The sequence below is a fragment of the Pseudooceanicola sp. LIPI14-2-Ac024 genome, assembly GCF_042188925.1.
GTDB lineage: Bacteria > Pseudomonadota > Alphaproteobacteria > Rhodobacterales > Rhodobacteraceae > Pseudooceanicola.
Genome location: NZ_CP170102.1, coordinates 4127282 through 4152626 on the forward strand (window position 1 = coordinate 4127282; position 25345 = coordinate 4152626).

Below are 25345 nucleotides of genomic sequence, written 5' to 3' on the forward strand. Positions count from 1 at the left end.
CGCCTAGCACCCGTCTTCGAACCACGACCAGTGTTCCGGGTCGCTCACCCTGGGAGAGCGGCTGGCGTAGGGCACGTCGAATTCCGTCAGCATCCCGCGCGCGCCGCAGTAGAGCGGCTGGCAGTCGCCGGGCGTGGGCGTGGCGACGTGGAAGCCGGTGGCGCCCGGCGACACGGTGATGGTGCAGGCGCCTTCGCGCACGACGTAGTCCTGCCCCTCGCGGGTGGCGACAAGGCCCATGCCGCCGCAGGCGTGGCCGTTGGCGAAGAACTGGCCGAAGCCGATGACCGCATGATCGCCCTTGTCAGTGAAACCGAAGCCGGTGGCCTCGTCCGGGCAGTAGGCGCCGGTCAGGGCAGGCCGGTCCTGTGCGGGGGCGGGAGAGGCGAGCGCGCCGATCCGGTCGTGCATTTCCCGGGCGAGGCAGGCGGGATCGGCCTGGCAGGCATCCCGCCCGGCCAACCACGCCCGCTGGAGCGCGCGCTGGTCCTCGCGGCCCGCGATCAGGGCATCGGCATAGGCGGCGGCGAGCTGGCGATCGAGCTGGGAGAGCTCGGGGCTGGCGCAGATCGCCTTTTCGGACGGGGTCGTGGCGCGGGTGCAGTTGAAGCTCGGGCCCTGTGCAAGGGCGGGCGTGGCAAGCAGCGGGAAGAGGAGCAGGGCGCGCATCTGGAGGCTCGGGCAATGGATGGGATCAATGCCCGGAGCGTAGCAGGGTGGGAGGGGAGGTAAAGGCGAACGCGTGTCGGCCCGGGCGGCGGGTGGCTGAGGTCATCCCGGCCACCGCACCGCCCGTCCCGCTTACGCCAGCTCGGCCAGCCGTTTCAGCGCGGCCTCGATCTGGGCGGCCTCGTCCTGGCGGGCGGCAAGGTTGCCCTTGGCCTCCTCGACCACGTCCTCGGGGGCGCTTTCGACGAACTTGGGGTTCTTCAGCCGGCCCTCGAGCCCGCCGATTTCCTTCCCGAGCTTCTGCAGCGTCTTTTCGAGCCGGGCCTGTTCCTCGGCCACGTCGATCACGCCCTCGAGCGGGATGCCGAAGGTCGCGCCCTCGGACGGCACGGTGATGCAGCCCTTGGGGAAATCGGCCACCTCGGTCAGGCTGTCGATCCGGGCGAGGCGCTTGATCAGCGTCTCGTTCCGGTCCCAGGCCGCGCGGGCGGTGTCGGACAGGCCGGTGGTGACCAGCGGCAGCTGCAGGCCGGCCGGCACGTGCACCTGCGCGCGGGCCGAGCGGATGTCCTCGATCAGGGCGATCACCCAGGTCATCTCGGCATCTGCCGCTGCGTCGGCCAGGTCGGCGGCCGCATATTCGGGCCAGTCGGCGTGGATCAGCATCTCTGACCGCGTGCCGGTGGTCTGCCAGAGCTCTTCTGTGATGAAGGGCATGATCGGGTGCAGCAGGATGAGGCACTGGTCGATGACCCAGCCCATGACCGCGCGGGTCTCGTCGCGCTCGGGCGCGTCGTCCTGCAGCAGGGGCTTGGCGAATTCGACGTACCAGTCGCAGACCTTGTTCCAGACAAAGCGGTAGAGCGCCGCCGCCGCATCGTCGAAGCGGTAGGCGGTCAGCGCGGCGTCGACCTCTTCGCGGACGCGGGCGGTTTCACCGATGATCCAGCGGTTCACGGTGGCGCTGGCCTGCGGCAGCGCCTCGGCGGGCGCGCCGCCCTCGTAGACGCCGTTCATCTCGGCAAAGCGGGTGGCGTTCCAGAGCTTGGTGCCGAAGTTCCGGTAGCCCGCGATGCGCTGCATGTCGAGCTTCAGCACCCCGCCGAGCGAGGCCATCGCAGCGTTGGTAAAGCGCAGCGCGTCGGCACCGTATTCGTCGATGATCTCGAGCGGGTCGACCACGTTGCCAAGCGACTTCGACATCTTCTTGCCCTTGGCGTCGCGGACGAGGCCATGCAGGTAGACGTCGTGGAACGGCACCTCGTCCACCACGGCAAGTTGCATCATCATCATCCGGGCGACCCAGAAGAAGAGGATGTCCTGCCCGGTGACGAGGACCGAGGTCGGGAAGTATTTCGCCAGCTCCGGCGTCTTTTCCGGCCAGCCGAGCGTCCCGATCGGCCAGAGGCCGGAGGAGAACCAGGTGTCGAGCACGTCGGGGTCGCGCCAGACCGGGACGGAGTAGGGCGCCTGGGCCTGACGGATCGCGCCCTCGGTCGTGGTGTTGTGCGAATTGAGGTCTTCGGCGAGGATCGCGACGGCCTCCTGCTCGGTCTCGACGACGCGGAAATCGGCCTCGTCCCCGTGGTGCAGGCGCAGGGTGTCCAGTGCCTCGGCCTCGGACGCGGCGCAGACGGTCATCCAGTCGTCGCCGCCCGGATCGGGCGCGTACCAGACCGGGACCTGGTGCCCCCACCAGAGCTGGCGCGAGATGCACCACGGCTCGATGTTCTCGAGCCAGTGGTAATAGGTCCGCTCACCGCTTTCCGGCATGATCCGCACGTCGCCGTTGCGCACCGCGTCCAGCGCGGGGCCGACGATCTTGGCGGCATCGACGAACCACTGGTCGGTCAGCATCGGCTCGATGACCACTTTCGACCGGTCACCGAAGGGCTGCATGATCGGCTTGGCCTCGACGAGGGGCACGAGGTTTTGCGCCTCGTCACGCGGATCGCCGCCTTCCTCGGGCTCGACCGGGGACTTGACCGCCGCCTTGCCGAGCCGGGGATCGGTCTCTTCGGTCATCACGGCGAGGCCCTCGTAGGTGATCTGGTCGACCACCCGCTTGCGCGCCTCGAACCGGTCCAGCCCGCGCAGATCGTCGGGAACAAGGTTGACGGCGTCCGCCTCGGCCTCGGTCAGCGTCCGTTCGCCGCGCGCGACGGCCAGAGCGATCTCGGCGGCCTCGGCATAGGGCGCACCGTCGTCGCGCATGGTGGCGGTGGTGTCCATCAGCCGGTACATCGGGATGCCGTTGCGGCTGGCCACCTGGTAGTCGTTGAAATCATGCGCGCCGGTGATCTTCACCGCGCCCGAGCCGAAGGTCGGATCGGGGTATTCGTCGGTGATGATCGGGATCAGGCGGCGGTGTTCCTTCGGCCCCACCGGGATCTCGCAGAGCTGGCCCACGATGGGCGCGTAGCGCTCGTCAGACGGGTGAACCGCGACCGCGCCGTCGCCCAGCATCGTTTCGGGCCGGGTGGTGGCGATCGAGATGTAGTCGCGTTCCTCGGTGAAGAGGACGTTTCCGTCGGCGTCCTTCTCGACATAGGTGTAGGTCGCGCCGCCGGCGAGCGGGTACTTGAAGTGCCACATGTGGCCCGCGACCTCGATGTTCTCGACCTCGAGGTCGGAAATCGCAGTCTCGAAGTGCGGGTCCCAGTTCACCAGCCGCTTGCCGCGGTAGATCAGGCCCTTGTCGTACATGTCGACGAAGACCTTGATGACGGCGTCGTGGAAATTCTGCTGCGAGGGCTCGGGATCGCCCGGGGCGCCGCCCATGGTGAAGGCCTCGCGCGACCAGTCGGCCGAGGCGCCGAGGCGCTTGAGCTGGCCGATGATGGTGCCGCGGGATTTCACCTTTTGCTGCCAGACCCGGTCGAGGAAGGCGGCGCGCCCCATCTCGGCCCGCGACGGTTCCTGGTTGGCGGCCATCTCGCGTTCGGTGACCATCTGGGTGGCGATGCCCGCGTGGTCGGTGCCGGGCTGCCAGAGCGTGTCGAACCCCTGCATCCGCTTCCAGCGCACCAGGATGTCCTGCAGCGTGTTGTTGAAGGCGTGGCCCATGTGGAGCGAGCCTGTCACGTTCGGCGGCGGGATCATGATCGAGAAGGCGGGCTTGCCCGGCTTCGCGTTGGCCCCCGCTGCAAAGGCCCCGGTCGCGTCCCAGGCGCGGTAGATCCGGTCTTCTGCCTCGGCGGCGTCGAAGGTTTTTTCCATCGCCATGCACGTCACTCCTTTGGTCCGCGCCCAGATAACGAATGGAGGGACCGAGGGGAAGGGGGACGAGGCGGGAAGTCCCTGCCTGCAAACGCATCACGCGGCCGCCGGGCGCACGAAAAAGCGCCGAGGACTGACGCTAGGTTAAATTGAGGCGTGACTCCGGAAAACAACTGTGGGTAGAGTTGGGGCATGCGGCGGCCATCCCCGTGCTCGATCATGCCCCCGAGGCCGTGCTGCTGCCGCATCCCTCGTGCCCGCCGTCCAGGCTCCCGAACGGCGGTACGGAGGCCGCGCCGTCCGATTCCCCCAGGCGGCGCGGCCGAAATTTCCGTTTCACCCCGGTGCGGCTCAGGCGTCCTTGAGGCGGAAGCGCTGGATCTTGCCGGATTCGGTCTTGGGCAGGGCCGCGATGAACTTGATCGAGCGGGGTACTTGAAGGGCGCGATGGTCGCCTTCACGTGATCCTGCAGCGCCTTGGTCAGTTCGGGGCCGGCCTCGTGGCCCGGGGCGACGACGACATGGGCCTCGACGATCGAGCCGCGTTCCTCGTCGGGCTTGCCGATCACCGCGCACTCGGCGACCGCCGGGTGCGACAGCAGGGCCGCCTCGACCTCGGGACCGGCGATGTTGTAGCCGGACGAGATGATCATGTCGTCGTTGCGGGCGGCGAAATGCAGGTAGCCGTCCTTGTCCATCATGAAGGCGTCGCCGGTCACGTTCCAGCCGTTCAGCGCGTACTTGCCCTGCCGGTCGTCGGCCAGGTAGCGGCATCCGGTCGGCCCGCGCACGGCCAGGCGCCCGACGGTGCCGCGCGGCACCTCGTTGCCGGCGTCGTCGATCACCTTGGCCTCGTAGCCGGTGACCGGCTTGCCGGTGCAGGCGGGGCGGTGATCGTCGAAGCGGTTCGAGATGAAGATGTGCAGCATCTCGGTCGAGCCGATGCCGTCGAGCATCGGCTTGCCGGTTTTCTGGATCCATTCCTCGTAGACCGGGGCGGGCAGGGTTTCGCCCGCGGACACCGCCGCGCGCAGCGACGACAGGTCGGCGCCTTCGTCCATTGCCTTGAGCATCACCCGGTAGGCGGTTGGCGCGGTGAAGGAAACCGTCGCCTTATACTTCTGGATGATCTCGATCATGTTGGGCGGAGAGGCGTTTTCCAGCAGCGTCGCCGCCGCGCCGAAGCGGAGCGGGAAGACCGCGAGGCCGCCCAGTCCGAAAGTGAAGGCCAGCGGCGGGGAGCCGACGAACACATCCTCGGGCGTGACGCCCAGCACTTCGCGGGCGTAGCCGTCGGCGATGATCAGTATGTCGCGATGGAAATGCATCGTGGCCTTGGGCGAGCCGGTGGTGCCCGAGGTGAAGCCGAGAAGCGCGACGTCGTCCCGCCCGGTGTCGACGGCGGTGAATGTCACCGGCTTTTCGAGGGCCAGGCGGTCGAGTTCCGCGTCGTGGTTCGAGGTGCCGTCGAAGCCCACGACCTTCTTGAGGTACTTGCTGGTCTTGGCGCAGGCCGCCATCTCGTCCATCAGGCGGGTGTCGCAGAAGGCAAATGCGATCTCGGCCTTGTCGACGATCTGGCCCAGCTCACCGGCGCGCAGCAGCGGCATGGAGTTCACGACCACCGCCCCCGCCTTGGTCGCGGCCAGCCAGACGGCCACCATCGCGGGGTTGTTCGCGGACCGGATCAGCACACGGTTCCCGGGCTTTACGCCCAGGTCCTCAACCATCGCGTGAGCAAGGCGGTTGGTCCAGTCGGCGAGTTCCTTGTAGGTGCGCCGCCGCCCGTTGCCGATCAGCGCGGTGTGATCGCCGAAGCCGCGCGCGACCATGGCATCGGTAAGTTCCACGCCGACGTTCAGCCGCTCGGGGTATTGGAACCGGTCAAGGATCAGGTCGGGCCACTGGTCGCGCGGCGGCAGGTTGTCCCGGGTGAAGGTGTCGACATGGGCCGAGGGGCCGAGGATGTCGGGCTGAACAGCGGTTGCCATCATGGTTTCGATCTCCCTGTGAGCCGCGCGCCGGATCTTGTTGTCGGGTCCGTGCCGCGAAAAAATCAAGCCCGCGCAATCATGCGCGGGCCGCGTCGAGTGTTTGCCGTGCGATGATGACCTTCTGGACATCGGAGGCGCCTTCGTAGATCCGCAGCGCCCGGATTTCGCGGTAGAGCCGTTCGACCGTCTCGCCCGCCCGGACCCCGTCGCCGCCGTGCAGCTGGACCGCCGCATCGATGACCTTTTGCGCCTCGTCGGTGGCAAAGAGCTTGGCCATCGCCGCCTCGCGGCTGACGCGCGGCGCGCCCGCGTCCTTGGCCCAGGCAGCGCGGTAGACAAGAAGGGCCGAGGCATCGACGCGTAGCGCCATCTCGGCGATATGGGCCTGCACCATCTGCAGGTCTGAGAGCGGCTTACCCTGCACCTTGCGGGCGGTGACGCGGGCGACCGCCTCGTCCAGCGCGCGGCGGGCGAAGCCGAGGCCGGCGGCGGCCACGGTGGTGCGGAAGACGTCGAGCACCGACATGGCGATCTTGAAGCCCTGGCCGCGTTCACCGATCAGCGCCGATTTCGGCAGCCGTGCGCCGGTGAAACGCAGGGTCGCCAGCGGGTGCGGTGCGATCGTGTCGAGCCGTTCGGCGATCTCGAAACCGGGCGTGTCGGCGGGGACGACGAAGGCCGAGAGGCCCTTGGCGCCGGGGGTGTCCTCGCTGCGGGCGAAGAGCGTGTAGACATCGGCGATGCCGCCGTTGGAGATCCACGTCTTTTCACCGTCGAGCACCCAGGCGTCGCCATCATCGCGCGCGGTCATGGTCGAGTTCGCCACGTCCGAGCCGGATTGCGGTTCGGTGAGCGCGAAGGCCGAAATCGCCTTACCCGTGCGGGTGAGGGGGAGCCATTCGCCGCGCTGCGCGTCGGAGCCGAAGAGCGACAGCGCCCCGGTGCCGAGGCCCTGCATGGCAAAGGCGAAATCCGCCAGCCCGTCGTGCCGTGCCAGCGTTTCGCGCGACAGGCACAGGGTGCGCACGTCGAGCGGTTTCGGATCGGCGGGGTCCACGGCGGTTGGCTTCAGCCAGCCGTCGGCGCCGAGCCTGGCCACCAGCGCGCGGCAGGCGTTGTCGGTGTCGTGGTGGTCGATGGGCCCGAGGTCCGCGGCCCAGGCATCGAGCGCCTGGGCATGCGCCTTGTGCGGCGCGTCGAGGAAGGGCCAGTCGAGGTAGCTCTGATCCGCCATCAGTCGCCCTCGAACACCGGAGTTCTGCTTGGCCACGAAGGCCTCGTAGGCGCGGGTGAAATCGGCGGTCTGCATGCAGATCGCCTGGGCCTGCGCCTCGGCCTCGATCGCCTGTTCGAGCGACATCGACCATTCCTGGTTCAGCATGGTCTTGGTCATCATGTGACCGAAGTTCGGACCCGCCGCGATGCGTTTGGCGAGCTTGACCGCCTCGGCCTCAAGCTCCTCTGCCGGAACGACGCGGTTCCAGAAGCCCCAGGCCTCGCCCTCGGCCGCCGACATGGCGCGGCCAGTGTAGAGCAGGTCGGCCGCGCGACCCTGGCCGATGATGCGGGGCAGCATGGCGCAGGCGCCCATGTCGCAGCCCGCCAGCCCGACGCGGGTGAAGAGGAAGGCGCATTTCGCAACCGGAGAGGCCAGCCGCAGGTCGGAGGCCATGGCGATGATCGCACCCGCGCCGACGCAGACGCCGTCGGCGGCGGTGATGATCGGCTTGCCACAGTTGATCATCGATTTCACGAGGTCGCCGGTCATCCGGGTGAAGGCGAGAAGTTCCTTCATCGACATCCGGGTCAGCGGGCCGATGATGTCGTGCACGTCTCCGCCGGAGGAGAAGTTGCCGCCGTTCGACGCAAAGACCACGGCCTTCACCTCGTCATCGTAATGCAGGTCGCGGAACCAGTCGCGCAGCTCGGCATAGCTGTCGAAGGTCAGCGGGTTCTTGCGGTCCGGCCGGTCGAGGCGGATCGTGGCGATCCCGTCGTCGATCTGGCAGCGGAAATGTTTCGTGTCGGACCTCATGATTCCTCCTCGTCCTTGTGGGTGACCGCGTCGAAGCGGTCCGAGAACATGCGCGCCTCCTCGGGCGTGAAGTCCTCGAGCAATTCGTCGATCCAGGCCTCGTGCGCTGCGGCCTGCTGGGCAAAGACCTCCTGTCCCTTGCGGGTCAGCCGCACGAGAGAGGCGCGGCGGTCGCCGGGGACCTGCACGCGGACGACCAGCCCCTCCTCGGCCAGGCGGTCCACGATGCCGGTGACGTTCCCGTTCGACACCCGCAGCACGCCGGACAGCGCGCTCATCTTCAGGCCCTCGTCGTAGCGCGCGAGCGCCGCCATCACGTCGAAGCGGGGCAGGGTGGAATCGAATTCCTTGCGCAGCCGTTCGCGCAGGGCCGACTCGACCCGGCGGGTGCTTTTCAGCATCCGCAGCCACATCCTGAGACGCGCCTTGGAGGAGGCGTCGGTCATCACGTTCTCTGAGGTATTGGCATCGGGGCCGTTCAGCGCCACGCTACTCTCCTGCGGTGGTTTCAACGGGAACTGATCGAAGGCTAGGCAGCGCCCAAAAATATTTCAAGCAAAAAAGGTTTGAGCTTGAAATATATTCGGGGCCGCGTAACGATGTGATGAAAGGCGGGTGCTTCGGACCGGGTTTCGAGGCGCCACGCCCAATAAAACAGGGAGTTTGTCGTGATCGTCTTCGATGTGAAGGACTGGGACGACGCCTATGAAAACGGGCGCAACATCCCCGGCGGGACCAACTATCCGGCCGCCTGGGTGGAGCCTTCTGCCGCGTTTCGCGCCGCTGCGCACGCCCGGCTCGACATCTCTTACGGGGCCGGAGAACGGCAGGTCTATGACCTCTTCCTGCCCGAAGGCACGCCGCGCGGATTGTTCGTGTTCGTGCATGGCGGCTACTGGGTCGCGCTCGACAAATCCTACTGGTCGCACCTGGCCGCCGGACCGGTGGCGCGGGGCTGGGCGGTGGCGATGCCGTCCTACGACCTCTGCCCGGAGGTGAGTATCGCGACGATCACCGAAGAGGTGGGTGCCTCGATCGCCCACATGGCGGGCGAGGTCGCGGGACCGATCGTGATTTCGGGCCATTCGGCGGGCGGGCATCTTGTGGCGTCGATGATGTGCCACGACAGCCCGCTGCCCGAGGACGTGCGCGCGCGGCTGAAGCATGTCGTCTCGATCTCGGGCCTGCATGACCTGCGGCCGATGATGAAGACGGCGCGGAACGAAATGCTGAAGCTCGACATGGAAAGCGCCGAGGCGGGGAGCCCGGCGCTGAAGCGCCCGCTGGAGGGCGTGCGGCTGACCGCCTGGGTCGGTGGCGGCGAGCGGCAGGAGTTCCTGCGCCAGAACGCGCTCTTGCCGAACATCTGGCACGGGCTGGGCGCCACGACCGCCGAGGTGGTGGAGCCCGACCGGCATCATTTCAACGTCATCGACGGCCTTGCCGATCCGCAGTCGCCCCTCGTGCGCTGCGCGCTGGCGCCGTTCGAGGAGGCGTGATCCGGGGGAATTTACTTGCATCCGCAACGCGTTGCGCCGCTCAATGCGGGCACGAAGCGGATGACCGAACAGGCCAAGAGCCCAAAAAGACGGCAAAGCCGCGAAGACACCAACCAGGGAGTTAACAATGACCCACAAGACCAAACTGCTCGCGTCGACCGTGCTGGCCATGGGCCTCGCGGCGCCGGCTTTCGCACAGGACGTGCCCGCCTCTGCCAATGACGACGTGCTGAAGATCGGCCTCGTCTACACCCTCTCCGGCCCGCCGGCGGCCCTGGGCGTCCAGGCCAAGAACGGCTTCATGCTGGCGGCCGAAGCCATGGGCGACATCGGCGGCATGAAGACCGAGATCATCGTCGTCGACGACGAAGGCCGCCCGGACCTCGCCGCCGACAAGGCGCGCGAGCTGGTCGAGCGTGACAACGTCGATTTCGTCGTCGGCCCGATCTTCTCGAACATCCTGATGGCGATCCAGCAACCGGTCACCAGCTCGGGCAACATCCTGATCTCGACCAACGCGGGCACGTCGAACTTTGCCGGCGCCGAGTGCAACCCGAACTTCTTCACCACCTCGTACCAGAACGACCAGAACCACGAGGTCATGGGCGCCTATGCCGAGAGCCAGGGCTACAAGAACGTCTTCCTGATGGTGCCGAACTACCAGGCGGGCAAGGATTCGGTCGCGGGGTTCAAGAACTCCTACACCGGCGGCGTCGCGGGCGAGGTCTATACCGAACTCGGGCAGCTCGACTTCAGCGCGGAACTGGCGCAGATCGCGGCGTTCCAGCCTGACGCGGTCTTCACCTTCATGCCGGGCGGCATGGGCGTGAACCTGGTCAAGCAGTATGCGCAGGCCGGTCTGACCTCGATCCCGTTCCTGTCGGCCTTCACCGTGGACGAGACCACGCTGCCCGCCACGCAGGACGCCGCCGTCGGCATGCTGGGCGGCGCGAACTGGGCGCCCGACATGGACAACGAGGCCAACAAGGCCTTCGTCGCCGACTACATCGCCAAGTACGAGGCGGTGCCGGGCACCTACGCCATGCAGGCGTTCGACGCGGCCCAGCTGATCGACAGCGCCGTCAAGAAGGTCGGCGGCGACCTGACCGACCGCGACGCCCTGCGCGCCGCGATCAAGGAAGCCGACTTTGCCAGCCCGCGCGGCGATTTCTCGTTCGGGAAGAACAACTACCCGGTCCAGGACTTCTACCTGGTCGAGGCGGTGAAACGGGACGACGGCATGTACGGCACCTCGGTCAAGGAGAAGATCTTTGACGACTACGTCGACAACTACGCCGACCAGTGCGCGATGCAGTGATCAACTGAGCTGTTGAGGGGATTGCGTCCATGATGAACCTGTTTGTTCTCCAGCTCCTGAACGGGGTTCAGCTGGGTGTTCTGTTGTTTCTGATCGCGGCGGGCCTCACGCTCGTCTTCGGGATCATGGACGTGATCAACCTCGCACACGGCGTCCTCTACATGGTGGGCGCCTACCTGATCGCGACCTTCGCGGCGCTGACCGGCAGTTTCTGGTGGGGACTCCTACTGATGCTGCCGGCGGCGGTCGTCGTGGGGTTGGTGATCGAGGTCGTCATCATACGAAGGCTATACGCGCGATCACACCTCGACCAGGTGCTGGCTACCTTCGGCCTGGTGATGATCGTGAGCGAACTGGTCGAGATCACCTGGGGCACCTCGCCACTGTCGGTGCCGATGCCCGACCTTCTGTCCGGGTCGGTCCCGCTGATGGGGCCGCTGAAGTACCCGGTCTACCGTATCGCGGTGATTTTTGCGGGCCTTGCCGTGGCCTTCGGCCTCTACGTGGTGGTGAACCATACCCGGATCGGCATGCTGCTGAGGGCAGGGGCCACCAACCGCACGATGGTCTCGGCGCTCGGCGTCGACATCAACAAGCTTTTCGCCATCGTCTTCACCCTGGGCGCGGTGCTGGCCTGCCTGGCCGGTGCGCTGGTCGCGCCGATCCTGTCGGTCGACACCGGCATGGGGGAAAGCGTGCTGATCCTCGCCTTCGTGGTCGTGGTCATTGGCGGCATCGGATCGGTCAAGGGCGCCTTTCTCGGCGCGCTGATCGTGGCGATCGTCGACACGCTCGGCGGCGTGTTCGGTCCGATCCTGCTGCGCTCGGTTCTTGAACCGGCCGCCGCAGGCCAGATGGGCCGCGTGCTGGCGCCGATGCTGGTCTACATCCTGATGGCGGCGATCCTCTTCGCCAAGCCTGCCGGTCTTTTCGGGAGGCGCGCATGATGTCGGACGCCACGCCCATGCCCCGCAGCCTGCGCACCCCGGCCCTGGCCGGACGCGTGAAGGCCGCGATGGTGCTCTTTGTCCTTTTCGCGCTGATGCCGCCGCTGGCGGCCGCGTTGAACGATCCCTTCTACGTGCTGATCGGCACCCGGATCCTCGCCTATGCCATCGCGGCGATGGCGCTGGACCTGATCCTCGGTTTCGGCGCGCTGGTGAGCTTTGGCCACGCCGCCTACCTGGGCTTCGGCGCCTACGCGGTGGCGATCCTGTCGAGCTACGGGATCAACGACCTCTTCCTGCAGATCGCGGCGGGGATCGCCATGTCGGCCTGCTTTGCGCTGGTGACCGGGGCGATCTCGCTCAGGACGCAGGGGGTCTACTTCATCATGATCACGCTCGCCTTCGGGCAGATGGCGTTCTTCTTCTTCATCTCGCTATCGGCCTACGGCGGCGACGACGGCTATTCGCTGGCACAGCGGTCTACCGTGTTCGGCGCGGATCTGCTGCGCAGCAATTACGGGCTCTACTACACCGCGCTGGCGCTGCTGATCGCGCTCTTCGTGGTCTGCAACCGGATCGTCAACTCGCGCTTCGGCCGGGTCTTCACCGGCATCCGCGAGAACCGCACCCGGATGGAGGCCGTGGGCTACAGCCCGTTCCGGTTCCAGCTGACCGCATTCGTCATCTCGGCCTGCATCACCTCGGTCGCGGGCGTGCTGCTGGCGAACCAGGCGCAGTTCGTGTCGCCCGCCTTCATGTCCTGGCACCGTTCGGGCGAGCTGATCGTGATGGTCGTGCTGGGCGGGGTCGGCACGCTGGCCGGTGGCATCGGCGGCGCGGTCGTGGCGCTCCTGCTAGAGGAATGGCTGGGGATGCTGACCGATCACTGGCCGCTGCTCTTCGGCATCTTCCTGGTGCTGATGGTCCTCTTCTCGCCGCACGGGATCACCGGGCTGCTGGCGAAACTCGGTTTCGGGAGGGCGCAGGAATGACCACGCTTTCCGTCAAGAACCTGACCAAGAGCTTCGGCGCGCTGAAGGTGACCGACGACGTGTCGCTCGAAGTCGCGGCGGGAGAGATCCACGCCATCATCGGGCCGAACGGGGCGGGCAAGACGACGCTGATCTCGCAGCTCTCGGGCCAGTTGGCGTCGGACGGCGGATCGGTCGCCATCGGCGGGCAGGACGTCACCGCCCTGTCGATGCCGGACCGGGTGAAGCTGGGGCTGGCGCGGTCGTTCCAGATCACCTCGATCCTGCCGGGCTTCACCGCGCTTGAGAACGTGGCCGTCGCCGTGCAGGCGCGGTCGGGGTCGAGCTTCCGCTTCTTTGCGCCGGTGGCGCAGGAGGAGGCGCTGAACACCCAGGCGCTGGCCGCGCTGACCGAGGCGGGGCTTGAGGACCGGGCGCATGTGCGGGCCGGATCGCTCAGCCACGGCGAACACCGGCGGCTTGAACTGGCCATCGCGCTGGCGACCGAACCCAAGGTCCTGCTGCTGGACGAACCGCTGGCCGGCGTCGGCGGCGAGGATGCCGAGGCCTTCGTGGACCGGCTCAAGGGTTTCAAGGGCCGCTTCACCATGGTCCTAATCGAGCACGACATGGAGGCGGTCTTTGCGCTGGCCGATCGCGTGTCGGTCCTCGTCTACGGCAAGATCATCGCCACCGGCACGCCCGAGGCGATCCGGTCCGACCCGCAGGTGCGCGCCGCCTACCTGGGCGAAGAAGAAGAGGAGGTCGCCTGATGCTGGAAGTCTCTGGCCTCGAGGCCGCCTACGGCGAAAGCCGCATCCTCTTCGGCATCGACCTGAGCGTCGCGCAGGGCGAGGTCGTCACGCTGCTGGGCCGCAACGGCATGGGCAAGACCACGACGGTGAAGTCGATCTTCGGCCTGCTGCGCCCACGCGGCGGCAACGTGAAGATCGACGGCCACGACCTGACCGGGGCCGAACCGCACCGGATCGCGCTGGCCGGCATGGGGCTGGTCCCCGAGGGGCGGCAGGTGTTCCCGACGCTGAACGTCGAGGAGAACCTGCGCGCCACCGCCCGGAAGGGCAAGTGGACACTGAAGCGGATCTACGAGCTGTTTCCGCGGCTCGAGGAACGCCGCCGCAACATGGGCAACCAGCTGTCGGGAGGGGAACAGCAGATGCTGGCCATCGGCCGGGCGCTGATGACCAACCCGCGGCTGATCGTTCTGGACGAGGCGACCGAGGGGCTGGCACCGCTGATCCGGGCCGACATCTGGTCGTGCCTCGCGCGGCTCAAGGACGAGGGCGAGGCGATCCTGGTGATCGACAAGAACGTCGATGCGCTGACCAAGTTCGCGGATCGCCACGTGGTGATCGAGAAGGGCAAGGTCGTCTGGACCGGCACCACCGCCGAGATCCTCGCCACGCCCGACGTCAAAGACCGTTTCCTGCATGTCTGAGTTCTACCAAGGAGCCTTCCCATGACCATGATCCCCGGTGTGACCAAGTCGAATTCCGGCATCGAAGACATTTCCTGGAACATCCTGGGCCAGACCTATGTGCCCAAGCTGAAATCGGAAAACTCGATGGCCTGGCACGCGACCCTGCCCAAGGGCACCTTTGTGCCGCCGCACATCCACCCGACCCAGGACGAGTTCATCTATGTCCTCGAGGGCCGTTTCGACCTGCTGCTCAACGGGGTCGAGACCTATGCCGAGCCGGGCGACACGATCCGCCTGCCGATGGGCATCCCGCACGGGATCTTCAACAAGACCGACACCACTATCAAGTGCCTGTTCTGGGTCGCCCCGACGCGCCGCCTCTATGACCTGTTCTGGGCGCTGCACAACCTCGGGCCGGAACCGAACCCGGCGGACGTGGTGGCGATCTCGGCCAAGCACGAGGTGGATTTCCTGCCGCCCGAAGAGGCATGATCCGATGAAGGTCATCATCGCAGGCGCGGGCATCGGGGGGCTGACCACGGCCCTGATGCTGCACGCGCGCGGCATCCCGGTGCAGATCTACGAGGCCGCCCGCGAGGTGCGCGAGGTCGGCGTCGGGATCAACGTCCTGCCGCACGCGATCCGGGAGCTGGCCGACCTCGGCCTGCTCTCCGAGCTCGACAAGGTGGGGGTGCGGACGCGCAAGCTGTCCTATCTCACCAAGTACGGGCAGGAGGTCTGGTCCGAGCTGCGCGGGATGCACGCGGGCCACGAGGTGCCGCAGTTCTCGATCCACCGGGGGCGGCTGCAGAAGGTCATCCACGACGCGGTGATCGAACGGCTGGGCCCGGACGCGATCCGCACCGGGCGCCGGATGGCCGGCTTCGTGCAGGACGACAGCGGCGTGACCGCGCATTTCACCGACTCGGTCGAGGGCGGCAACGGCGTCAGTGACCGGGCCGAGGTGCTGATCTGCGCCGACGGCATCCATTCCGCCGGCCGCAAGGTGTTCTATCCGAACGAGGGGCCGCCGTCCTGGCAGGGTGTCGTGATGTGGCGTGGTGCCACCGAGATGCCGGTCTGGGAAGACGGTGAGAGCATGGCCATCGGCGGCGGGCTGGGGGGCAAGTTCGTGCTCTACCCGATCGCGCCCGCGGTGAAGGGCCGCCAGCTGATGAACTGGGTGGTGAACGTGCGGATCAAGGATCCCGAGCTTTCGCCGCCGCCGCCCGACAACTGGTCGCGGCAGGTGCCGCTCTCCGAGGTGCTGCCGCATGCGCTGCGGTTCAGCGTGCCGGGCATGGACATCGGGACGCTGGTGCGGCGGACCAAGGCGATCTTTGAATACCCGATGGCCGACCGCGATCCGCTGCCGCGCTGGACCTTCGGCCGGGTGACCCTGCTGGGCGATGCCGCGCATCCGATGTACCCGGTGGGATCGAACGGGGCGAGCCAGGCGATCCTCGACGCGCGCTGCCTGGCGGACGAGCTGGCCAAGGGCGAACATCCGCGCGCCGCGCTGTGGCAATATGAGAAGCAGCGCCTGCCCAAGACGGCCGACGTGGTGCAGACCAACCGTGTCGGCGGGCCCGAGCGGGTGATCGACGAGGTCGAGAAACGCGCCCCCGCCGGGTTCAAGGCGATCGACCAGGTGTTGTGTTACGAGGATCGAAAGGCCATCGTTGGGGGGTATGCCTCGATGGCGGGATTCTCGAAGGTCTCGGCGGTGCGCCGGGCCTCGTAGGGGTTCTTAGTGAGTGCATGGGGTGGGACAGGCCGGGCAATTTGCCCGGCCTGTCCGCGTTTTGGGGGTGAGAGGAAGGTGCGTGCGAGCACGCACCCTACGGGGCGGTCGGGTGGGGGGCACCCCACCGCCCCGCGATCGCGCCGTTGCGCAGGGCGGGGGCCGCCCGGCCAATGCGCGCAGGCTTCAGACCTCGCCGCCGGACACCGAGATCGCCTGTCCGGTGATCCCCTCGGACCCCGGACCGCAGAGCCAGAGCGCGGCGGCGGTCACCTCTTGGGGGCGGATCAGGCGGCGTTGCGGCGACATCTTCTCAAGCGAGGCGCGGGCGGCTTCGGACGTCATCCCGGTCTTTGCCACGATGTTGGCGACCGAGGCATCGGTCATCTCGGTCTCGAGGAAGCCGGGGCAGAGCGCGTTCACCGTCACCCCGCTGCGCGCCAGTTCCAGCGCCGCGCTCTTCACCATGCCGACGGTGCCATGCTTGGCCGCCGCATAGGCCGAGACATAGCCGTAGCCCTTCAGCCCGGCAGTGGAGGCGACCGCGATCAGCCGGCCCCACTTGGCATCCGCCAACTGCCGTGCGCCGTCGCGGAGTGTCAGGAAGGCGCCGGTGAGGTTCACCGCGATCATCCGGTTCCAGGCGTCGAGGGAGGTCTTGCCGAAGGGCGCGCTTTCCGAGGCGCCGGCATTGGCCACCACGATGTCGCAGCGCCCGGCGGCCTCGAACATCGCGGCGACCGAGGCTTCGTCGGTCACGTCCGCCGTGACAGGGTGCAGGCCGGGGTGGGTGGCCGCGACCTGTTCCAGTGCCTCAAGCCGACGCCCGGCGATCCAGACCTCAGCCCCGGCGGCGGCCAGCCCGCGCGCCATGTCGGCGCCCAGCCCGCCACCGCCGCCGGTGACGAGCGCGCGCTTGCCTGAGAGGTCCGTCATACCCGGATGCCGAGGCCTTCGCCGCGCTCCGCCAGCCGCCGCATCTGGTCGCGGCCCGGCAGGTAGGGAAGGGGCCATGCGGCCTCCTCGTCGCCCAATGCCGCCGCCGCGTGCAGGGTCCAGTAGGGATCGGCCAGGTGCGGGCGGGCGAGGCAGACGAGGTCGGCGCGGCCCGCCATCAGGATCGAGTTCACGTGGTCGGGTTCGTAGATGTTGCCGACCGCCATGGTGGGCATCCCGCCCTCGTTCCGGATCCGGTCCGAGAAGGGGGTCTGGAACATCCGGCCATAGACCGGCCGCGCCTCGGTGCTGGTCTGCCCGGCCGAGACGTCAACGATGTCGACGCCCGCCTCGCGGAACATCGCCGCGATCGCGACCGCTTCCTCGCCCTCGACGCCGCGGTCGCCGACCCAGTCGGTGGCCGAGATGCGGACCGACATCGGCTTGCCTTCGGGCCAGGCGGCGCGCATGGCGCGGAAGACTTCGAGCGGGTAGCGCATGCGGTTCTCGAGGCTGCCGCCGTATTCGTCACTGCGGGTGTTCGACATGGGCGAGATGAAGGACGACAGCAGGTAGCCGTGCGCGGCGTGCAGTTCGACCATGTCGAAGCCGGCGCGATCCGCCATCTCGGTCGCGGCGACGAACTGGTCGCGGATCGCGTCCATCTCGGCCCGGTCGAGGACGCGGGGCTTCGCGTGCCCCTCGGCCCAGGGAAGGTCCGAGGCCGACACGGTCTGCCAGTTGCCGTCCTTGAGCGGGGCGTCCATCTCTTCCCAGCCCAGCTGGGTGGAGCCCTTGCGCCCGGAATGCCCGATCTGCATGCAGAGCTTGGCGTCGGTTTCCGCGTGCACGAAGCCGGTCAGACGTTTCCACGCCGCCTCGTGTTCGGGCGCGTAGAGGCCGGGGCAGCCGGGGGTGATCCGGCCCTCGGGCGAGACGCAGGTCATCTCGACATAGACCAGCCCGGCGCCGCCCTTGGCGCGTTCGGCGTAGTGGGTGAAATGCCAGTCGGTCGGGCAGCCGTCGACGGCCTTGTACTGCGCCATGGGCGAGACGACGACGCGGTTCTTCAGCGCCATGTCCCGCAGCCGGAAGGGGGCGAACATCGGCGCGCGGTGCTTGCCGTTGGCACCTGCCTGGGCCTGGAACCATTCCTCGGCGCTCTTGAGCCATTCGGGATCGCGCATACGCAGGTTCTCGTGGCTGATCCGCTGGGAGCGGGTCAGAAGCGAGTAGTTGAACTGCACCGGGTCGAGGTGCAGGTAGCGCTCGACATCCTCGAACCACTCGGTGGAGTTCCGGGCCGCCGACTGCAGGCGCAGCACGTCGAGGCGGCGATCCTCCTGGTAGGTCTCGAACGCCTGTTCCAGCGTCGGCTTGGTGCTGACCAGTTCGGCCAGCGCGATGGCCGATTCCAGCGCCAGCTTGGTGCCCGACCCGATCGAGAAATGCGCGGTGGCCGAGGCATCGCCCAGCAGGACGACATTCTCGTGGTGCCATTTCTCGCAGAGCACGCGGTTGAAGTTCAGCCAGGCCGAGCCGCGCAGGTGTTTCGCGTTCGAGATCAGGGGATTGCCGCCGAGGTGGTCGGCAAAGATGCGTTCGCAGGTGGCGATCGACTCGTCCTGGCTCATCGTGTCGAAGCCGATGGCGCGCCAGGTGTCCTCGGCGCATTCCACGATGAAGGTCGCGGTGTCGGCGTCGAATTGGTAGGCATGCGCCCAGACCCAGCCGTGGTCCGTCTTCTTGAAGATGAAGGTGAAGGCGTCGTCGAACTTCGCATGCGTGCCGAGCCAGACGAACTTGCAGGCACGGGTGTCGATCTCGGGCTTGAAGGCCTCGGCATAGCGGGTGCGGGTCTTGGAGTTGATCCCGTCGGCGGCGACCACGAGGTCATATTCGGCCTTGAGCGCGTCGAGGTCGTCGACCTCGGTCTCGAACCGCATCTCGACGCCCAGTTCGCGGGCGCGTTCCTGCAGCATGAGCAGCATCTGCTTGCGGCCCAGACCGCAGAAGCCGTGGCCGGACGAGGTGATCGCCACGTCCTCCTTCACCACCTTGATGTCGTCCCAGTAGGCAAAGTGCTCGCGGATCGCGGCGGCGCTCTTGGGGTCGTTGACCGCGAGGTTGTCGAGCGTCTCGTCCGAGAGCACCACGCCCCAGCCGAAGGTGTCGTCGGGCTTGTTGCGCTCGATCACCAGCACCTCGGCCTCCGGCTGGCGGAGCTTCAGGCTGATCGCGAAGTAGAGGCCGGACGGCCCGCCCCCGATGCAGACGGTCTTCATGCGCTTCCCTCCTTCAAGGCGTGGTCCTTTCGGAAATCTTCCACGCCCTCCGAAGAAATTTCAAGCCTAAAACTTTAGGCTTGAAATTTCTATGTCCCTGGCCGAAGGTGAGCCTGAGCGGCAGGGCCTCCTGCCAGGGTAGAAAGGGCGTCCGCGCCAAGGCTTACGGCACAGGGGAGAGGGACATGGCGGTCTTTGCGCATCGCAATCCGGTGATGTTCCAGCACTGTGACCCGGCGGGCATCGTGTTCTACCCGAGGTACTTCGAGATGATCAACGCGGTGGTCGAAACCTTTTTCGATCAGGCGGTCGCGTGGTCGTTCCACCAGATGCACATCGTGGAAAGGCTGGGCGTGCCGATGGGCCGGATCGCGGTGGATTTCCACGCGCCGTCCCGGCTGGGCGACGTGCTGGACTGGACCCTGGCGGTGGACCGCACCGGCGGCGCCAGCGCCGACATGGTGATCCGCGCGGCGGGCGGGGGCGAGGCGCGGCTGACAGTGCGCGGGACCCTCGTGCTGGTCGATCTCGACAAGATGAAATCCCGGCGCTGGCCCGACAGGGTGCGCGCCGTGCTGGAAAGTTATGCGGAGGACGCGGCGTGAGCACCATGATCATTCATCCCGAGGGCTGGAAGCCCGCCAAGGGCTACGCCAACGGCGTCGTGGCCGAGGGCAAGGTCCTGTTCGTCGGTGGCCAGATCGGCTGGAACGGCCAGCAGGTCTTTGAGGCGCATGATTTCATCGGCCAGATGACCCAGGCGCTGCGCAACATCCGCGACGTGGTCGAGGCGGCGGGCGGCACGGTCGAGATGATCACCCGCCTGACCTGGTTCGTGACCGACAAGAAGGAATACCTGGCCCACCAGGCCGAGGTGGGCATGGCCTACCGCGAGGTGATGGGCTACCACTTTCCGGCAATGACCATGGTCGTCGTCGCCGCGCTGGTCGAGGACGAAGCCAAGGTCGAGATCGAGGCGACGGCCGTTCTGCCCGCCAGCGCGTGAAGGAGACCCAGATGCAGTGCGTATTTGTCCAGATCCAGTGCAAACCCGGCAAGGCCTACGAGGTCGCGGACGAGATCGCGCTGCACGAGGTGCATTCCGAGCTGTATTCGACCAGTGGCGAGTTCGACCTGCTGGTGAAGATTTACGTGCCCGAGGACAAGGACATCGGTCATTTCCTGCACGACACGATCTTCAAGGTGCCCGGGATCGAGCGCACGCTGACCACGATGACCTTCAAGGTGTTCTGAGGACCACCGCCACCACCGAAGGAGGCGCGCCATGACCGGCGCCTATGACCCTAGCGGCGAAGGGGCCAAGATGTCCTTTGCCGAGGACATGAGCTATATCGACTACCTCTCGCTCGACCCGATCCTGGGCGCGCAGAAGCTGCGGTCGGACGCCCATGACGAGATGCTGTTCATCATCCAGCACCAGACGTCGGAGCTGTGGATGCGGCTGGCGCTCTACGAGCTGAACGCCGCGCGCGAGACGCTGGCGCGGGGCGACGTGGAGCCGACGTTCAAGATGATGACGCGGGTCGCGCGGATCTTCGAGCAGCTCAACAGCGCCTGGGACGTGCTGCGCACGATGACGCCCAGCGAATACACGGCCTTCCGCGACCAGCTGGGCCGATCCTCGGGGTTCCAGTCGCACCAGTACCGGCTGATCGAGTTCATCCTGGGCAACCGCAACACCGCGATGATGAAGGTGCACGAACACCGGCCCGAGCTGCACGCCATGCTGACGCAGGAACTGGGGCGCAAGTCGCTCTACCACGTCGCATTGGACCGGCTGGCGGGCGAGCTGGGGGTCATCTTCGCGCCCGAGGTCTATCGCCTCGACGCGCCACATCAGGCCGATCCGGCGGTGATGGACGCCTGGACCGCGGTCTACCGCGATCCGGCGCGCTACTGGTCGCTCTATGAATTGGCCGAGAAACTGGTCGACCTCGAGGACTACTTCCGCCGCTGGCGGTTCAACCACGTCACCACGGTCGAACGCATCATCGGCTTCAAGCGCGGCACCGGCGGCACCAGCGGGGTCATGTACCTGCGCCGGATGCTGGAGGTCGAGCTCTTTCCCGAACTCTGGAACCTGCGAGGCCAGCTATGACCGCATCCCTTCCGCGCAAGGACCTGTTCGATCTGCCCGAGGGCATGATCTATCTCGACGGCAACTCGCTGGGCCCGCTGCCGGTGGCGGTGAAGGATCACCTTGCCTCGGTCGTGGCGGAGCAGTGGGGGCAACACCTGATCAAGGGCTGGAACCTCGACGACTGGATGGAACAGCCGGTGCGGGTCGGGACCAGGGTCGGCCGCCTGATCGGTGCGCCGGCGGGTTCGGTGGTGATGGGCGACACGCTGTCGCTCAAGGTCTACCAGGCGCTGTCCGCGGCGCTGGAAATGCGGCCGGAACGCAAGGTCGTGCTGTCGGACAGCGGCAACTTCCCCTCGGATCTCTACATGGCCGAGGGGCTGATCCGGCACCTCGGTAAGGGGCACGAGCTGCGCGTGGTCGCGCCCGAGGAGGTCGAGGCCGCGATCACCGACGAAGTTGCGGCGGTGATGATCACGCAGGTGGACTACCGGACGGGCCGGATGCACGACATGGCCGCGATCACCCGCAAGGCCCATGTCGAGGGCGCGGTGATGATCTGGGACCTCGCGCACAGCGCCGGCGCGGTGCCCGTGGACCTGGCCGCGTCGAACTGCGAATTCGCGGTCGGCTGCACCTACAAGTACCTCAACGGCGGTCCCGGCGCGCCCGCGTTCATCTATGTCCGCCCGGACCTGGTCGACACCATCCAGCCGGCGCTGTCGGGATGGCTGGGCCACGATGCGCCGTTTGCCTTCGAGCAGAGCTATCGCCCGGCGAAGGACATCGAGCGGATGCGCGTCGGCACCCCGCCGGTGCTGCAGATGTCGGCGCTCGAAGTCGCTCTCGACGCCTGGGAGGGGGTCGACATGGCGGACCTGCGGGCGGCCTCGGTCCGGCTCTGCGATCTCTTCATCGCCGAGGTCGAGGCGAAGTGCCCTGAGCTGCAACTGGTCAGCCCGCGCGACGCGTCGGTGCGGGGCAGCCAGGTCTCGTTCGCGTTCGAACACGGCTATGCCGCGATGCAGGCGCTGATCGCGCGGGACGTGATCGGGGATTTCCGGGCACCGGATGTCATGCGCTTCGGCTTCACGCCGCTCTACATCGACGAGGGCGACGTGATCCGCGCGGTCGAGATCCTGGCCGAGGTCATCGACCAGCGGCTCTGGGACAACCCGGCATATCGCAGGACCGGCCGGGTGACCTGACCCGGATAGGGCAGGGGAGGCGCCTGGCCTCCCCATCCCGTCTCAGGTCTTCTTGAACGCATCCAGCAGCGCGGCGCCAAGTGCGCCGGGCTGGTCGTTGCCCTTGCCGCCGCCCTTCGGCCCGGCCTGGTGCGTCTGCTTGCCCTTCTGCCGGGGGGCGTTGCGGGCGTTGCGATCCTCCTTGGCCGAGGCGCCGCCGTCCTTGCGCATGCTCAGCCCAATCCGCTTGCGCGGCACGTCGACCTCGGTCACGCGGACTTGCACGACGTCGCCGGCCTTCACCACCTCGTGCGGGTCCTTGACGAAGCGGTCGGCCAGCTGGCTGACATGGACAAGGCCGTCCTGGTGAACGCCGATGTCGACGAAGGCGCCGAAGGCCGCGACGTTGGTCACCGTGCCTTCCAGTTTCATGCCGGGCTTGAGGTCCTTGATGTCGTCCACGCCCTCGGCAAAGGTCGCGGTCTTGAAGCTGGGGCGCGGGTCGCGGCCGGGTTTCTCCAGCTCGGCGAAGATATCGCGCACTGTCGGCAACCCAAAGCGGTCGTCGGCGAACTGGCCGGGGTTCAGCGCCTTGAGCATCTTGGGATCGGACTGGATCGTGCGCAGGTCGCGGCCGCAGGCGGCGACGATGCGGCGGGCGACGTCATAGGCCTCGGGGTGGACCGAGGAGGCGTCGAGCGGTTCGGCCCCACCCGTGATCCGCAGGAAGCCCGCGCATTGCTCGAACGCCCGCGGCCCGAGGCGCGAGACCTTGAGCAGGTCCTGCCGCGAGGCGAAGGCGCCGTTCAGGTCGCGGTGCAGCACGATCGCCTCGGCCAGGCCCAGGCCCAGCCCCGAGACATGCGCCAGCAGCGGGGCGGAGGCGGTGTTGAGGTCCACGCCGACCGCGTTCACCGCGTCCTCGACCACGGCCTCGAGCGATTTCGCAAGCCGGTGCTGGTCCACGTCGTGCTGGTACTGGCCGACGCCGATGCTTTTCGGTTCGATCTTCACCAGCTCGGCCAGCGGATCCTGCAGCCGGCGGGCGATGGAGACCGCGCCGCGCAGGCTGACGTCGAGGTCGGGGAATTCCCGCGCGGCCAGTTCCGAGGCGGAATAGACCGAGGCGCCGGCCTCGCTCACGATCACCTTGGTGGGCTTCTGCACGCCCGGGGGCAGCATGGCCAACGTGTCGGCCACCATCTTCTCGGTCTCGCGCGAGGCGGTGCCGTTGCCGATGGCGATCAGCTCGATCCCGTGTTTCGCGATCAGGCCCATGATCGCCCCCTGCGCGCCGCGCAGGTCGTTCTTGGGCTGGAAGGGATAGAGCGTCTCGGTCGCCACCAGCTTGCCGGTGGCATCGACCACGGCGGCTTTCACGCCCGTCCGGATGCCCGGATCGAGGCCCAGCGTCGGGCGCGAGCCCGCGGGGGCGGCCAGCAGCAGGTCCTTGAGGTTGCGGGCAAAGACGGCGATTGCCTCTTCGTGCGCCCGCGCGCGCAGGTCGCCCATCAGGTCGAGCATCATCGACGAGGCGAGTTTCACCCGCCAGGTCCAGGTCGCCACCCCGCGCAGCCAGCGGTCGCCCGGGCCGGTGCCGGTCAAGTGCAGGCGGGCGGCGATCATGTCCTCGCATCGCGGCTGGCCGACCTCGGCATCCGGGCCGATGTCGAGTTGCAGCACGCCTTCCTTCCACGCCCGCATCATCGCCAGCGCCCGGTGCGACGGCATGTCGGCCCATTTCTCGGAATGGTCGAAATAGTCCGAAAACTTGGCGCCCTTTTCCTCCTGCCCGGCGACGACCTTGGCGGTGACGATGGCCTCCTTCTGCAGGAAGCCGCGCAGGTCGCCGACCAGCTCTGCGTTCTCGGCCAGCTCCTCGGTCAGGATGTCGCGCGCGCCGCTCAGGGCGTCCTTGGTCGTTGGCACCGCTTCGGTCACATAGGCCGCGGCCAGCGCCTCGGGGTCGGCGGTGCGGTCCGCCATGATCGCGTCGCGCAGCGGCTCCAGCCCGTTCTCCCGCGCGATCATCGCCTTGGTCCGGCGCTTGGGCTTGTAGGGCAGGTAGATGTCCTCGAGCTGGGCCTTGGTCTCGGCCCGGGCGATGGACAGCGCCAGCGCGTCCGTCATCCTGTCCTGCTCGGTGATCGACTTGACGATGGCGTCCCGGCGGTCGTCCAGTTCGCGCAGGTAGCCCAGCCGGTCGGCGAGCGTGCGCAGCTGCGTGTCGTCGAGCCCGCCGGTCACCTCTTTCCGGTAACGCGCCACGAAGGGCACGGTCGCGCCCTCGTCCAGCAGGCGCACCGCGGCGGCCACCTGTGCGGCGGCGGCACCGATCTCTCCGCCGATGGTCTGGTTGATGCGGGTCGCGCGATCCATTCGAAACCTCTCCTGCCTGTCGAGGGCCCCTCATAGACGCGGGCGCGATGGCGGGGAAGGGGCAAGCGGCGCGGCGGGCGGGAAGGGGCCGAGAGAGGGGGAGGGGGCGGTGCCCCGTCGGCCTTGCGGCCCGCCTCCTCCCGGAGTCCTCCTGGCTAGATGACCCGGCGTCAGGTGGTGCGGTCGATGCGGGTCGAGAGGTGGATCAGGCTTTCCGAAGAGCGCACGCCGGGGGCGTCGCCGATCCGGTCGAGGATGCGGTCGAGCGTTTCGGTGTCATTGGCCGCGATGCGGATCATCAGGTCGAACCGGCCCGACAGCGTGTGCACCTGCTCGACCTGGGGGATGTCCCTGAGGCGCTGCAGCAGTGTCGGCAGGCTGCGGCTTTCGACCGAGACGAGGGCTGTGGCGCGCAGCGGCGGCGACAGCGCGCGGCCGGGGCGAATGGTGTAGCCCGCGATCAGGCCCTGCGCCTCGAGCCGGTCAATCCGCGCCTGCACCGTCGTGCGCGCTAGGCCGAGACGGCGGGCAATGTCGGTCACCGGCAGGCGGGCGTTCTCGGTCAGCAGGGCGATCAGGGCACGGTCGGTGTCGTCGGGTTGCATGGCGCTTTCGGCATA

General features: G+C 67.6%; 21 protein-coding genes and 2 pseudogenes. 13 read left to right on the forward strand and 10 right to left on the reverse strand.

What is annotated here, in order from left to right:
- Positions 1-3 precede the first annotated feature (3 nt).
- From ACE2AC_RS20280 to ACE2AC_RS20305, 6 genes and pseudogenes are all read right to left on the reverse strand, one after another.
- Positions 4-669 carry a lysozyme inhibitor LprI family protein gene (locus tag ACE2AC_RS20280; RefSeq protein WP_375689704.1) on the reverse strand — a complete coding sequence of 222 codons (666 nt, stop codon included), beginning with the start codon at positions 667-669 and terminating at the stop codon, positions 4-6.
- Positions 670-801: 132 nt separating this feature from the next.
- Positions 802-3894 (reverse strand): valine--tRNA ligase, encoded by a 3093-nt coding sequence (locus ACE2AC_RS20285; protein ID WP_375689706.1) that lies wholly within the window; start codon positions 3892-3894, stop codon positions 802-804.
- A 345-nt stretch (positions 3895-4239) separates the two neighbouring features.
- Positions 4240-5855 (reverse strand): annotated as a pseudogene (locus tag ACE2AC_RS20290) (AMP-binding protein).
- Positions 5856-5958: 103 nt separating this feature from the next.
- Positions 5959-7116: an acyl-CoA dehydrogenase family protein gene (locus ACE2AC_RS20295; protein ID WP_375689708.1), complete on the reverse strand. Its 1158-nt coding sequence runs from the start codon at positions 7114-7116 to the stop codon at positions 5959-5961.
- Positions 7116-7917 (reverse strand): annotated as a pseudogene (locus tag ACE2AC_RS20300) (enoyl-CoA hydratase family protein). Before ACE2AC_RS20300 ends, ACE2AC_RS20295 begins: the two are co-directional and overlap by 1 nt.
- Complete coding sequence (locus ACE2AC_RS20305) at positions 7914-8363, reverse strand: MarR family winged helix-turn-helix transcriptional regulator (RefSeq protein ID WP_375692147.1); 450 nt, start codon at positions 8361-8363, stop codon at positions 7914-7916. Before ACE2AC_RS20305 ends, ACE2AC_RS20300 begins: the two are co-directional and overlap by 4 nt.
- A 222-nt stretch (positions 8364-8585) precedes the next feature.
- On the opposite strand from ACE2AC_RS20305, the gene ACE2AC_RS20310 reads away from it, so the two are divergent.
- From ACE2AC_RS20310 to ACE2AC_RS20345, 8 genes are all read left to right on the forward strand, one after another.
- A complete protein-coding gene (locus tag ACE2AC_RS20310) occupies positions 8586-9416 on the forward strand; it encodes an alpha/beta hydrolase (protein WP_375689710.1) in 831 nt (276 codons plus the stop codon).
- A gap of 127 nt (positions 9417-9543) precedes the next feature.
- On the forward strand, positions 9544-10734 hold the full coding sequence (locus ACE2AC_RS20315) for an ABC transporter substrate-binding protein (protein ID WP_375689712.1): 1191 nt from the start codon (positions 9544-9546) through the stop codon (positions 10732-10734).
- Between the two features lie 29 nt (positions 10735-10763).
- Entirely contained in the window at positions 10764-11681 is a 918-nt protein-coding gene (locus ACE2AC_RS20320) for a branched-chain amino acid ABC transporter permease (protein WP_375689714.1), read from the forward strand.
- Positions 11681-12673, forward strand: coding sequence for a branched-chain amino acid ABC transporter permease (locus ACE2AC_RS20325; RefSeq protein ID WP_375689716.1), 993 nt, complete (start codon positions 11681-11683; stop codon positions 12671-12673). The genes ACE2AC_RS20320 and ACE2AC_RS20325 overlap by 1 nt, the downstream gene beginning before the upstream one ends.
- Complete coding sequence (locus tag ACE2AC_RS20330) at positions 12670-13425, forward strand: ABC transporter ATP-binding protein (protein ID WP_375689718.1); 756 nt, start codon at positions 12670-12672, stop codon at positions 13423-13425. The genes ACE2AC_RS20325 and ACE2AC_RS20330 overlap by 4 nt, the downstream gene beginning before the upstream one ends.
- Positions 13425-14111, forward strand: coding sequence for an ABC transporter ATP-binding protein (locus ACE2AC_RS20335; RefSeq protein WP_375689720.1), 687 nt, complete (start codon positions 13425-13427; stop codon positions 14109-14111). The genes ACE2AC_RS20330 and ACE2AC_RS20335 overlap by 1 nt, the downstream gene beginning before the upstream one ends.
- 27 nt (positions 14112-14138) lie before the next feature.
- Positions 14139-14585, forward strand: coding sequence for a cupin domain-containing protein (locus ACE2AC_RS20340; protein WP_375692148.1), 447 nt, complete (start codon positions 14139-14141; stop codon positions 14583-14585).
- 4 nt (positions 14586-14589) lie between these two features.
- Entirely contained in the window at positions 14590-15837 is a 1248-nt protein-coding gene (locus tag ACE2AC_RS20345) for a flavin-dependent oxidoreductase (protein WP_375689722.1), read from the forward strand.
- A gap of 186 nt (positions 15838-16023) precedes the next feature.
- Here ACE2AC_RS20345 and ACE2AC_RS20350 read toward each other — a convergent pair whose 3' ends face one another.
- Positions 16024-16773, reverse strand: a complete 750-nt coding sequence (locus tag ACE2AC_RS20350; protein WP_375689724.1) for an SDR family NAD(P)-dependent oxidoreductase — start codon at positions 16771-16773, stop codon at positions 16024-16026.
- The gene (locus ACE2AC_RS20355; protein WP_375689726.1) at positions 16770-19058 is read right to left on the reverse strand and encodes a bifunctional salicylyl-CoA 5-hydroxylase/oxidoreductase; all 2289 of its coding nucleotides are present in this window, start codon (positions 19056-19058) and stop codon (positions 16770-16772) included. The genes ACE2AC_RS20350 and ACE2AC_RS20355 overlap by 4 nt, the downstream gene beginning before the upstream one ends.
- Before the next feature lie 185 nt (positions 19059-19243).
- On the opposite strand from ACE2AC_RS20355, the gene ACE2AC_RS20360 reads away from it, so the two are divergent.
- The 5 genes from ACE2AC_RS20360 to kynU are packed head-to-tail and all read left to right on the forward strand — an operon-like array spanning position 19244 to position 22367.
- Positions 19244-19663, forward strand: coding sequence for an acyl-CoA thioesterase (locus tag ACE2AC_RS20360; RefSeq protein WP_375689728.1), 420 nt, complete (start codon positions 19244-19246; stop codon positions 19661-19663).
- Between the two features lie 5 nt (positions 19664-19668).
- The gene (locus ACE2AC_RS20365) at positions 19669-20064 is read left to right on the forward strand and encodes a RidA family protein (RefSeq protein WP_375692149.1); all 396 of its coding nucleotides are present in this window, start codon (positions 19669-19671) and stop codon (positions 20062-20064) included.
- Between the two features lie 11 nt (positions 20065-20075).
- The gene (locus ACE2AC_RS20370) at positions 20076-20312 is read left to right on the forward strand and encodes an Lrp/AsnC ligand binding domain-containing protein (RefSeq protein WP_375689730.1); all 237 of its coding nucleotides are present in this window, start codon (positions 20076-20078) and stop codon (positions 20310-20312) included.
- Between the two features lie 31 nt (positions 20313-20343).
- Complete coding sequence (locus ACE2AC_RS20375) at positions 20344-21177, forward strand: tryptophan 2,3-dioxygenase (protein WP_375689732.1); 834 nt, start codon at positions 20344-20346, stop codon at positions 21175-21177.
- A complete protein-coding gene (gene kynU / locus ACE2AC_RS20380) occupies positions 21174-22367 on the forward strand; it encodes a kynureninase (RefSeq protein ID WP_375689734.1) in 1194 nt (397 codons plus the stop codon). Before ACE2AC_RS20375 ends, kynU begins: the two co-directional genes overlap by 4 nt.
- 42 nt (positions 22368-22409) lie before the next feature.
- Here the strand turns inward: kynU and ACE2AC_RS20385 are convergent, their stop codons facing one another.
- Together ACE2AC_RS20385 and ACE2AC_RS20390 are read right to left on the reverse strand one after the other, a co-directional pair.
- A complete protein-coding gene (locus ACE2AC_RS20385; protein ID WP_375689736.1) occupies positions 22410-24725 on the reverse strand; it encodes a Tex family protein in 2316 nt (771 codons plus the stop codon).
- A gap of 170 nt (positions 24726-24895) precedes the next feature.
- Positions 24896-25330, reverse strand: a complete 435-nt coding sequence (locus tag ACE2AC_RS20390; protein ID WP_375689738.1) for an Lrp/AsnC family transcriptional regulator — start codon at positions 25328-25330, stop codon at positions 24896-24898.
- Between the last annotated feature and the right edge of the window lie 15 nt (positions 25331-25345).

Bases quoted from the DNA above. Each gene is read 5' to 3' on its own strand.
- ACE2AC_RS20350 (WP_375689724.1), bottom strand. From the start codon at position 16,773: ATGACGGACCTCTCAGGCAAGCGCGCGCTCGTCACCGGCGGCGGTGGC.
- ACE2AC_RS20365 (WP_375692149.1), top strand. From the start codon at position 19,669: ATGATCATTCATCCCGAGGGCTGGAAGCCCGCCAAGGGCTACGCCAAC.
- ACE2AC_RS20370 (WP_375689730.1), top strand. From the start codon at position 20,076: ATGCAGTGCGTATTTGTCCAGATCCAGTGCAAACCCGGCAAGGCCTAC.
- ACE2AC_RS20345 (WP_375689722.1), top strand. From the start codon at position 14,590: ATGAAGGTCATCATCGCAGGCGCGGGCATCGGGGGGCTGACCACGGCC.
- ACE2AC_RS20325 (WP_375689716.1), top strand. From the start codon at position 11,681: ATGTCGGACGCCACGCCCATGCCCCGCAGCCTGCGCACCCCGGCCCTG.
- ACE2AC_RS20320 (WP_375689714.1), top strand. From the start codon at position 10,764: ATGATGAACCTGTTTGTTCTCCAGCTCCTGAACGGGGTTCAGCTGGGT.
- ACE2AC_RS20355 (WP_375689726.1), bottom strand. From the start codon at position 19,058: ATGAAGACCGTCTGCATCGGGGGCGGGCCGTCCGGCCTCTACTTCGCG.
- ACE2AC_RS20305 (WP_375692147.1), bottom strand. From the start codon at position 8,363: ATGACCGACGCCTCCTCCAAGGCGCGTCTCAGGATGTGGCTGCGGATG.
- ACE2AC_RS20385 (WP_375689736.1), bottom strand. From the start codon at position 24,725: ATGGATCGCGCGACCCGCATCAACCAGACCATCGGCGGAGAGATCGGT.
- ACE2AC_RS20360 (WP_375689728.1), top strand. From the start codon at position 19,244: ATGGCGGTCTTTGCGCATCGCAATCCGGTGATGTTCCAGCACTGTGAC.
- kynU (WP_375689734.1), top strand. From the start codon at position 21,174: ATGACCGCATCCCTTCCGCGCAAGGACCTGTTCGATCTGCCCGAGGGC.
- ACE2AC_RS20340 (WP_375692148.1), top strand. From the start codon at position 14,139: ATGATCCCCGGTGTGACCAAGTCGAATTCCGGCATCGAAGACATTTCC.
- ACE2AC_RS20280 (WP_375689704.1), bottom strand. From the start codon at position 669: ATGCGCGCCCTGCTCCTCTTCCCGCTGCTTGCCACGCCCGCCCTTGCA.
- ACE2AC_RS20315 (WP_375689712.1), top strand. From the start codon at position 9,544: ATGACCCACAAGACCAAACTGCTCGCGTCGACCGTGCTGGCCATGGGC.
- ACE2AC_RS20335 (WP_375689720.1), top strand. From the start codon at position 13,425: ATGCTGGAAGTCTCTGGCCTCGAGGCCGCCTACGGCGAAAGCCGCATC.
- ACE2AC_RS20375 (WP_375689732.1), top strand. From the start codon at position 20,344: ATGACCGGCGCCTATGACCCTAGCGGCGAAGGGGCCAAGATGTCCTTT.
- ACE2AC_RS20330 (WP_375689718.1), top strand. From the start codon at position 12,670: ATGACCACGCTTTCCGTCAAGAACCTGACCAAGAGCTTCGGCGCGCTG.
- ACE2AC_RS20390 (WP_375689738.1), bottom strand. From the start codon at position 25,330: ATGCAACCCGACGACACCGACCGTGCCCTGATCGCCCTGCTGACCGAG.
- ACE2AC_RS20285 (WP_375689706.1), bottom strand. From the start codon at position 3,894: ATGGCGATGGAAAAAACCTTCGACGCCGCCGAGGCAGAAGACCGGATC.
- ACE2AC_RS20295 (WP_375689708.1), bottom strand. From the start codon at position 7,116: ATGGCGGATCAGAGCTACCTCGACTGGCCCTTCCTCGACGCGCCGCAC.